Annotated in this window: 9 protein-coding genes and 1 pseudogene; 3 read left to right on the top strand and 7 right to left on the bottom strand. The window is 71.0% G+C overall.

The features are described from left to right. Together ACFV88_RS35775 and ACFV88_RS35770 are read right to left on the bottom strand one after the other, a co-directional pair. Positions 1 to 162, bottom strand: a pseudogene (locus ACFV88_RS35775) (electron transfer flavoprotein subunit beta); the annotation flags it as partial. Positions 163 to 382: 220 nt separating this feature from the next. Beyond that, a complete protein-coding gene (locus ACFV88_RS35770) occupies positions 383 to 718 on the bottom strand; it encodes a TlpA family protein disulfide reductase (RefSeq protein ID WP_385496400.1) in 336 nt (111 codons plus the stop codon). A 366-nt stretch (positions 719 to 1084) separates the two neighbouring features. Between ACFV88_RS35770 and ACFV88_RS35765 the strand changes: the two genes are divergently transcribed. Next, entirely contained in the window at positions 1085 to 1813 is a 729-nt protein-coding gene (locus tag ACFV88_RS35765; protein ID WP_385496399.1) for a lysophospholipid acyltransferase family protein, read from the top strand. A 66-nt stretch (positions 1814 to 1879) separates the two neighbouring features. On the opposite strand, the gene ACFV88_RS35760 is transcribed toward ACFV88_RS35765, so the two are convergent. The 5 genes from ACFV88_RS35760 to ACFV88_RS35740 form a co-directional block, all read right to left on the bottom strand. Beyond that, positions 1880 to 2578, bottom strand: a complete 699-nt coding sequence (locus tag ACFV88_RS35760; RefSeq protein WP_385496398.1) for a B3/4 domain-containing protein — start codon at positions 2576 to 2578, stop codon at positions 1880 to 1882. A 46-nt stretch (positions 2579 to 2624) separates the two neighbouring features. Beyond that, positions 2625 to 3224, bottom strand: coding sequence for a transglutaminase family protein (locus ACFV88_RS35755; protein WP_385496397.1), 600 nt, complete (start codon positions 3222 to 3224; stop codon positions 2625 to 2627). A gap of 79 nt (positions 3225 to 3303) precedes the next feature. Further along, positions 3304 to 4374: a threonine aldolase family protein gene (locus ACFV88_RS35750; RefSeq protein WP_385496396.1), complete on the bottom strand. Its 1071-nt coding sequence runs from the start codon at positions 4372 to 4374 to the stop codon at positions 3304 to 3306. Further along, positions 4371 to 5120 carry an SDR family NAD(P)-dependent oxidoreductase gene (locus ACFV88_RS35745; RefSeq protein ID WP_385496401.1) on the bottom strand — a complete coding sequence of 250 codons (750 nt, stop codon included), beginning with the start codon at positions 5118 to 5120 and terminating at the stop codon, positions 4371 to 4373. The genes ACFV88_RS35750 and ACFV88_RS35745 overlap by 4 nt, the downstream gene beginning before the upstream one ends. A gap of 29 nt (positions 5121 to 5149) precedes the next feature. Next, entirely contained in the window at positions 5150 to 6577 is a 1428-nt protein-coding gene (locus tag ACFV88_RS35740; RefSeq protein WP_385496395.1) for a DUF6421 family protein, read from the bottom strand. 299 nt (positions 6578 to 6876) lie between these two features. Between ACFV88_RS35740 and ACFV88_RS35735 the strand changes: the two genes are divergently transcribed. Together ACFV88_RS35735 and ACFV88_RS35730 are read left to right on the top strand one after the other, a co-directional pair. Next, positions 6877 to 7560, top strand: a complete 684-nt coding sequence (locus tag ACFV88_RS35735; RefSeq protein ID WP_385496393.1) for a glycerophosphodiester phosphodiesterase — start codon at positions 6877 to 6879, stop codon at positions 7558 to 7560. A gap of 283 nt (positions 7561 to 7843) precedes the next feature. Next, complete coding sequence (locus ACFV88_RS35730) at positions 7844 to 8431, top strand: WhiB family transcriptional regulator (RefSeq protein WP_385496392.1); 588 nt, start codon at positions 7844 to 7846, stop codon at positions 8429 to 8431. Positions 8432 to 8542: the final 111 nt, after the last annotated feature.

Genomic DNA, 8542 nt, shown 5'->3' with positions numbered 1-8542 from the left:
AACCGCCTCCCCCAACCGCAACGCCTGCTCCACCGCATACTCATCCAACTCCGACAACAACCCATCCACCCCCTCACGATCCACCACACCCTCCTCGGTGAACCCCCGCTCACCCGCAGCATCCGGCACGTACTTCACACACACAACGATCCGCAAGCTCACAGCGAACACTCCTAGCACGTCGTCACTTCCGGCTGGACTTCCGCAGCATAGGTGCCGGAAGTAGCCGTTTCCGGTCGCGGCAGGGCCGCGTCCAGCACGATATTACTCATCAGTAGACATCTGAGGGAGGGGCTGAACAAGCGCTTGGAATGTGAGGTGGGCAATGCCCTGCCGGACCGGCACCCGGGGTTGCTCCGGTGCACCCCGCCGCCCCGGAACGTCAGACGGTCTCGGCGATGGCGGCGATCACATCGGCCGGGCGGGGCTGACCGGTCGCCCGGCGGATGACCGCCCCACCGGAGTCGAGGACGAGCACGGTCGGCGTCCGGACGATGCCGAGGGCCCGGACCAGCGTGAGGTGCTCCTCGGCGTCGATCTCGACGTGCCGCACGCCCGGGACCATGCCCGCCACCCGGGCGAGCACCCGACGCGTGGCGCGGCAGGGCTGGCAGAAGGCGGTGGAGAACTGGACCAGCGTCGCCCGCTCCCCCAGGGCCGCGCCGAGTTGTGCCGCGTCGAGGCTTCCCGGAGTGCTCTCCGAGGTCACACCGTCCATGTCCCGCACTCCCGCGCCTCCTGTTGCGAAGCGGGCGGTCCGACGCCCCCGCCCGATGGGTCCGCGCCCGTTCGCGTGCCCCTCCACCTGCGGAAACATCCCGTGCGGCAGCCGGATTCCCCGCCCTCCGTCCGCCGGGCCTCCGCACCCCCCGAACGGCCGAACCCGGACCCCCCGCTTAGTCGCCCGATTCCGGGAAACAGTACCTTTCAGCAACGTGACGAGGATCTCGCGCTGCGCGGGCACCAGGACTGGCCCCCGCACCGTTCTTCGGGCACGATCTGCGCAGGCCGGAAAACCTACGGCTGCGTAACTTCCCGCCGGGACCTCCCCCTCCCAGGCAGACAGAAGGGCCTTCCTCGTCCCATGGCAGAGCTTGTGTACCGCCCCGTCATCGGCATGGCCCTGACGATGTTCAAAGCCCTTGACCTCAAGATCGACTGCAAGGGTTCGGAGAACATTCCGCGTACCGGAGGGGCGGTGCTGGTCAGCAACCACATCAGCTACCTGGACTTCATCTTCAGTGGGCTCACCGCGCTCCCGCAGAAGCGGCTGGTGCGCTTCATGGCGAAGGAGTCGGTGTTCCGCCACAAGGTGGGGGGGCCGCTGATGCGCGGGATGAAGCACATCCCGGTGGACCGCAAGAAGGGCGAGGACGCCTACCAGCACGCGCTGGAGTCACTGCGGAACGGCGAGATCATCGGGGTGTTCCCGGAGGCGACCATCTCGCAGTCGTTCACGCTCAAGAGCTTCAAGTCCGGTGCCGCACGACTCGCTCAGGACGCGGGCGTGCCGCTGGTCCCGATGGCGCTGTGGGGGACGCAGCGCCTGTGGACCAAGGGGCACCCGCGCAACTTCCGGCGTGAGCACATTCCCGTCACCATGCGGGTGGGCGAGCCGCTGGAGGCCCCGCGCGACCAGTACGCGGGGGCGATCACGCGCCGGCTGCGCGGTCAGGTGCAGGAACTCCTCGAAGCCGCACAGCGCGCCTACCCGGTCCGCCCCAAGGGCCCGGACGACACCTGGTGGATGCCCGCACACCTCGGCGGAACCGCGCCCACCCCGGAGGCGGTCAAGGCGGCGGAAGCCAGCTGACCCCGGCCACCACGGCCTTCCGCCGCCCGCACCGACCGGGTGTCGGCCGGCGGGCACCCGGTCGAGTCAGCCGGTGACCGGCGGGTGGACGGTGAGCCGTGCGCCGGGGCTCACCTTCTGGACCAGTTCCGCGAGCTCGGCGCCGGCCGCCTCGGCACCGGCAGCGCCCATCGGCTCCAGGACCTCCAGCAGGAACAGAGCGGAGCCGGACTCCTCGGTGAGCTGGGTGCGTGCGCCCTGACGCCAGTTCCAGCGACGGCAGGTGACCCCGGCGTCGTCGCACCAGACGACCTCGCCGGGTTCCGGATGTTCGATGACCCGCTCGCCTCCGGCAGCGGTCGGGAACTCCTCGTCGCCCCGCGCCCGGAGCAGTCGCATGCCACCCTGGATCCGGTCGGCGTCCTCCCCTCCTACGGGCACCAGATGGGCCACGCTGATCGCGTTGTACACGTCGACCAGTGCGTTGATCCGGGGCAGTCCGGCCTCCGAGAGGGCACGCTTGGCCAGCGCCTCCGCGGAGTTGCGGGTGCGGGACGGCTTGGCGCCGAAGGCGGTGTACGCCGCGCGCCAGGCGACCATGTGGGGGTCCTCGTGGGGCGCCCGCCCGTCGAGCCGGGTCGCGAGGCGCCGGGCCGCGTCGTCCAGCAGGGCCGAGGTCGCCTCGGTGCTGGGCGTGTTGACGAGTCCCTGCGCCTCGATGGCGACACGGGTGAAGCCCGGCACGAGGGCGTGGACCTCGTCGGACACGGTGAGCGTGATGGTCATGGTCTGCCTTGCCTGCCGTGGTTCGGTTCGGGACGGTGGGTGCGCCTCACAGTGCGGTGGGCAGGGTCTGCCACAGCGCCGGGCGGTCCGGCGCCTCCTTGAGGGCGCGCAGCACCGTTGGATGCGGTGCAGCATACAAGACCGGGTAGTCCACCTCGCTGGACTCCGGACGGACGGGGAAGGCCAGCCGCTCCCGCTCCAGGGAGAACCGGGCGTCGATGTTCCCGGTGTTGCCGCGGGAGTCCTGCCGGAGCCAGCCGTCACACCCGGGCAGCTTCAGGGCCACCAGGCCGTGGATGAGCGGGGCGGTGCCGTCGTCCTCGGTGAGGCGCTGGTAACAGAGGCCGGCCGGGACGTCGCCCGCCCGCAGCAGGGCGACCAGGGCGTGCGACTTGGCGTGACAGATGCCCGTCCGCAGGGCCAGCACGTCGGAGGCGCGCCAGGTGACCCGTAGATCCCCCGCGTCCGCCGAGTGCGGAATCCGGTCCCGTACGTATACGTAGGCAGCCCTCGCATAGTCATGCGGTTCACGCACTCCACAACCCAGCTCGGCGGCCACCTGGCGCACCTGTGGATGGTGATGGTCGATGACCTCGTCGGCCGCGAGGTAGGCGGACAGTTCCCGGGAATCCTGAATGAGCTGCACACCTAAGCATAGGTATGCTGCCCATCGAACTTCAATGCATAACTCGGGGAGAGCGGCGCCACGGCATCACCCACCGCACCTAGCGCGCCATCTCCTCCTTGAGCGCCGCCAGGAACCCGTCGACGTCGTCCTCACGGGTGTCGAACGAGCACATCCACCGCACGTCCCCGGCGGTCTCGTCCCAGAAGTAGAAGCGGTAGCGCTTCTGAAGCCGCTCGCTCACGTCGTGGGGCAGCCGGGCGAACACCGCGTTGGCCTGTACCGGGTGGAGGATCTCCACACCGGGCACCGACCGGACGCCCTCGGCCAGCCGCCGGGCCATCTCGTTGGCGTGCCGGGCGTTGCGCAGCCACAGGTCCTTGGCGAGCAGCGCTTCGAGCTGCACCGACACGAACCGCATCTTGGAGGCGAGTTGCATGGATAGCTTGCGCAGGTGCTTCATCCGGCGCACCGCGTCGGGGTTCAGCACCACCACGGCCTCGCCGAACAGCGCGCCGTTCTTCGTGCCGCCGAGGGACAGCAGGTCGATGCCGACGGCGTTGGTGAAGGTGCGCATCGGCACGTCCAGCGAGGCCGCGGCATTGGCTATCCGGGCGCCGTCGAGGTGGACGACCAGGCCCAGGCCGTGGGCGTGTTCGCAGATCGCCCGGATCTCCTCGGGCGTGTAGACGGTGCCCAGTTCGGTGTTCTGGGTGAGGGAGACGACCTGCGGCATCGCGCGGTGTTCGTCCTCGAAGCCCCATGCCTGACGGTCGATCAGCTCCGGGGTGAGCTTGCCGTCGGGGGTGGGGACGGTGAGCAGCTTGAGCCCGCCGACCCGCTCCGGTGCGCCGCCCTCGTCCACGTTGATGTGTGCGCTCTCCGCGCAGATCACCGCGCCCCAGCGGTCGGTGACCGCCTGGAGTGCGACGACGTTGGCGCCCGTCCCGTTGAAGACCGGGAACGCCTCTGCGGTGGCACCGAAGTGGCTGCGGATGACTCCCTGGAGGTGCGTGGTGTAGTCGTCCTCGCCGTAGGCGACCTGGTGGCCGCCGTTCGCGAGGGCGAGCGCCGCCATGACCTCCGGGTGGGCACCCGCGTAGTTGTCGCTGGCGAAACCGCGGACCTGCGGATCGTGGTGGCGCTTCGCGTCGGTGCGGGGAGGGTTCACGGCTTCTCGGTGAGCCACAGACGGGTTCCGTTCACTTCACTGGCGGGCCGCTCCCAGACCCCGACGATCCGGTCGGCCAGGTCCTTGACGTCGGTGAAGCCCGCGAACTTCGCGCTGGGGCGCTCGGCGCGCATCGCGTCGTGCACCAGTGCCTTGACCACCAGGATCGCAGCCGCCGCGGCGGGGCCGTCCTCGTCCCCCGCCTTGCGGAAGTCGTCGCCGAGGGCGAGCGTCCACGCTTCGGCCGCGGCCTTGGCCGCGGCGTAGGCGGCGTTCCCCGCGGTGGGGCTGCTGGCGCCCGCGGCGCTGATGAGCAGGAAACGTCCCCGGTCGCTGCGCTTGAGGGGCCCCTCGAAGGCCAGCGAGGTGTGCTGGACGGTACGGATGAGGAGCTTCTCCAGCAGGTCCCAGTCGGCCAGGTCCGTCTCGGCGAACGACCGGCCGCCCCGCCAACCGCCGACGAGGTGCACCAGGCCGTCGATCCGCCCGTACTCCTGCTCGATCCGCTCGGCCCAGGCGTGGGTGGCCGGCTGGTCGAGGAGGTCGACGGTCTCACCGGTGACGGTGGCTCCGCCGTGCGCGTAGCGCGCCGCGTCGACCGCCTCGGCCAGTCGTTCCACGTCGGCGTCGGCGCCGACCACCGTGGCTCCGGCCTCGGCGAGGCGCAGCAGTGTCGCCCGTCCCGCCGGGCCCGCCGCTCCGGCCACTGCGATCACCGCACCGTCCAGCGCGTCCTTGCCGTCCATCGTGCTCACCTCCGGGCTGCCCTCCGGGTTCACGCGGCCACCTCGCGGGTGCCGACGGGGTCGGCGGACCCGGTGTCCGGGGTGGACGCGGTGATGCCCCTGGTCGAGGCGATCACGCTCTTGAGCTTCTTGGCAAGCGCCTCATAGAACATGCTCAGGGGAAACTCGTCCGGAAGCACGTCGTCCACGAGCTTGCGGGGCGGCAGGGTGAGGTCCAGGGCGTCGGGGCCCTTGGCCCAGCGGGAGCCGGGGTGCGGGGCGAGGTAGGTGGACACCAGTTCGTAGCCGGCGAACCAGTGGACGAGCTTCGGGCGGTCGATGCCGTCCCGGTACAGCTTCTCGATGTCGGCGCACAGCTGGTTGGTGACCTGCGGTGCCCGGTCCCAGTCGATGTGCAGCTTGTTGTCGGTCCAGCGCACCACGTCGTGCTTGTGGAGGTACGCGAAGAGCAGCTGACCGCCGAGGCCGTCGTAGTTGCGGACGCGCTCACCGGTCACCGGGAAGCGGAACATCCGGTCGAACAGGACGGCGAACTGCACGTCACGCCCCTGCGGGAAGCCGTCGGCCTCCAGCTTGACGGCCTCCTTGAAGGCCGTGAGGTCACAGCGCAGCTCCTCCAGGCCGTACATCCAGAACGGCTGGCGCTGCTTGATCATGAAGGGGTCGAAGGGCAGGTCGCCGTGGCTGTGGGTACGGTCGTGGACCATGTCCCACAGGACGAACGCCTGCTCGCAGCGTGCCTGGTCGCCGATCATCGCGTCGATGTCCCGGGGCAGCTCCAGCCCGAGCAGGTCCACGGAGGCGCTGGTGACCCGGCGGAAGCGGGCGGCCTCGCGGTCGCAGAAGATGCCGCCCCAGGTGAACCGCTCGGGAGCCTCGCGCACGGCTATGGTCTCGGGGAAGAGCACGGCGGAGTTGGTGTCGTACCCGGCGGTGAAGTCCTCGAAGGTGATCCCGCAGAACAGCGGGTTGTCGTAGCGGGTGCGCTCCAGCTCGGCGAGCCAGTCGGGCCACACCATGCGCAGGACGACCGCTTCGAGGTTGCGGTCCGGATTGCCGTTCTGCGTGTACATGGGGAAGACGACCAGGTGCTGGAGGCCGTGCTCACGGCGCGCGGCCGGCTGGAAGGCCAACAGCGAGTCGAGGAAGTCGGGAACCCGGAAGCCGTCGGCGGCCCACCGTCGCAGATCGGCGACGAGGGCGGCGTGGTAGGCGGCGTCGTGCTCCAGCAACGGCGAGAGGGACTCGACGGCCGCGGCGACGCGCTCCACCGCGGCGGCGGCTTTGGCCGGGTCCGGCGCGTGGTCGGCGTCGAAGTCGATCGACCCGTCCTTCGACTGCCAGGCCCTGATCTCTTCCACGGCGGCCTTGAGCAGGGGCCAGGACGGGTGGTCGACCACCCGCTCCGACGGAGAAACCCGCCCCTCCGCACCCGTCTGCACAAGAACATCCGTCATATCTCACCCTCCACGGGAGAACCTTCCGTATGGACACCGTATGCGGGCAAGGATCTCCACAGCAAGAGGGGATGCCGGAAAATATCCGGCCCAGGGTCATTACAACCGTGATTCTTCCTGCCTCCGCTCCGTCACTCGAAGGTCGAGGGGCCGACGGTGTCCGTCCGGGGAACCGCGCTCCGGCCCCGCCCACGGTGGCGGATAGGCTGCGCCGAGCCCCAGGGCGGCACCCCGGCGGCGGCCGGGCGCTGCCCGGTGGACCGCACGGGACCGTCCGCCGTCGACGGAAGCGAGCACCCGTGCACCTCCTCACCATCGGTCACCGCGGCGTCATGGGCGTCGAGCCCGAGAACACCCTCCGGTCCTTCGTCGCCGCCGAGGAGGCCGGTCTCGACGTCATCGAGCTGGACCTCCACCTCAGCAAGGACGGCGCCCTCGTCGTCATGCACGACACCGACGTCGACCGGACCACCGACGGCAGCGGTCCCATCGCCGGACACACCCTCGCCGAGTTGCGCGCCCTGGACGCGGGGCGCGGGGAGCGCGTCCCCGTCTTCGAGGAGGTCCTGGACGCGGTGCGCGCCCCGCTCCAGGCAGAGATCAAGGACGTCGCCGCGGCCCGTTCCCTCGCCTCCGTGATGCACGCCCGCGACCTGGTCCGGCGGGTCGAGGTGCTGTCCTTCCACGACGCGGCCCTGGCGGAGGTCTCCCAGCTGGTCCCCGGAGTGCGCACCGCGCTGGTGGCGAGCCGGTACGGACTCGACGTGGTGGACCGGGCCACCGCCGTCGGCGCGGGCACGCTCGTGCTGAACATCCGCCGCCTCACCCTCGAACTGGTGGAGCGCGCCCGCAAGGCCGACCTGCGGATCATCGGATGGGTCGTCAACACCCCGGAGCACCTGGCCCTGGCGCGGGCGCTCGGCCTCGACGGGGCGACGACCGACTACCCGGAGATCAAGCGGGCCGCCGCCGGCACCGACTGAGTCGGGCGCACCCGAAGCGTCCGGTGCGCCCCGATGGTCCTTGGGTGCGGTGGTGTGAAGCCCTTTGGGTACGTGACGAGTTCCTCGCCCATCGTGGTGAACGGGTGCGCCCCGCCATCCGTTGTTGGGGACGAAGGCTCGGTGCGCAAGCGGCCCCGGGGGTCTCCTGGGGCCGGGCTCCCGACGCGCGCCGAGCCACTCGGCCTCGGGCTTGCACACACACCCGGAAGCGAGTCCGTCAGAGGCCGGGTAGCAGACCGTACGCCCGAAGGGACACCGCACCATGACCGTCTCCCGGCCGCCACGCGACCGCGTTCCCGTTCTCGACACCGCCTTCCTGGGTGCCGCCTGTATCGGCCACGAGCCCGAACTCTTCTTCCCCCGAGGGGAATCGGAGCGTTGGGAACAGTCCATCGAGAAGGCCAAACACATCTGCGGAAGCTGCACGATACGGGTCGACTGCCTACGGCACGCGGTCGACAACTCCGAGGCCGACGGGGTGTGGGGAGGTCTCACCCCCGCGGAACGCCGCAGGTTCCGGCGCGCCCTGCGCACCCTGTACGGGGCGGACGACGCCCTGGTGCGACGGCTGTTGACCGGTGAACGGCTGGTGGTGCCGCCGGAGCACCTGGGTTCCGTCGTCTGGCAGTTGGCCTGGCACGGCTGGCGCATCGAGCGCATCTGTCTGGCGACCGCGGTGCCCCGGCCGCGGGTCCGGCGCTCCCTGGCGGCGGCCCAGTCGTCGGCGGACTTCCTGCGCGCCGCCGGGATCGACCCGCGCCCCCGGTCGACGCGCGTCACCGGCTCGGGGACTCCGGACCGCGCCGGGCGACCGGGCGCCCCGGCACCGGGCAGCCAGCAGGTGGCCTGATCCCCGCCGGGGCCGTCGGAACGTGGCGGCGGGAGCGACGGCCCCGGCGGCCGGGGGTGGGGGGGGGGGGCGGGGGGGGCCCCCCCCGCCCGGCCACCCGGGGGGGGGCGC

It is taken from the genome of Streptomyces sp. NPDC059816, from assembly GCF_042732055.1.
Taxonomy (GTDB): Bacteria; Actinomycetota; Actinomycetes; order Streptomycetales; family Streptomycetaceae; genus Streptomyces.
Note: the sequence above shows the minus strand (reverse complement) of the source record. Positions and strands in the feature narration are given on the sequence as shown.

Excerpts from the sequence above, each read along its gene's own strand:
- ACFV88_RS35740 (WP_385496395.1), bottom strand. The coding sequence starts at position 6,577 with ATGACGGATGTTCTTGTGCAGACGGGTGCGGAGGGGCGGGTTTCTCCG.
- ACFV88_RS35770 (WP_385496400.1), bottom strand. The coding sequence starts at position 718 with ATGGACGGTGTGACCTCGGAGAGCACTCCGGGAAGCCTCGACGCGGCA.
- ACFV88_RS35760 (WP_385496398.1), bottom strand. The coding sequence starts at position 2,578 with ATGACCATCACGCTCACCGTGTCCGACGAGGTCCACGCCCTCGTGCCG.
- ACFV88_RS35730 (WP_385496392.1), top strand. The coding sequence starts at position 7,844 with ATGACCGTCTCCCGGCCGCCACGCGACCGCGTTCCCGTTCTCGACACC.
- ACFV88_RS35765 (WP_385496399.1), top strand. The coding sequence starts at position 1,085 with ATGGCAGAGCTTGTGTACCGCCCCGTCATCGGCATGGCCCTGACGATG.
- ACFV88_RS35745 (WP_385496401.1), bottom strand. The coding sequence starts at position 5,120 with ATGGACGGCAAGGACGCGCTGGACGGTGCGGTGATCGCAGTGGCCGGA.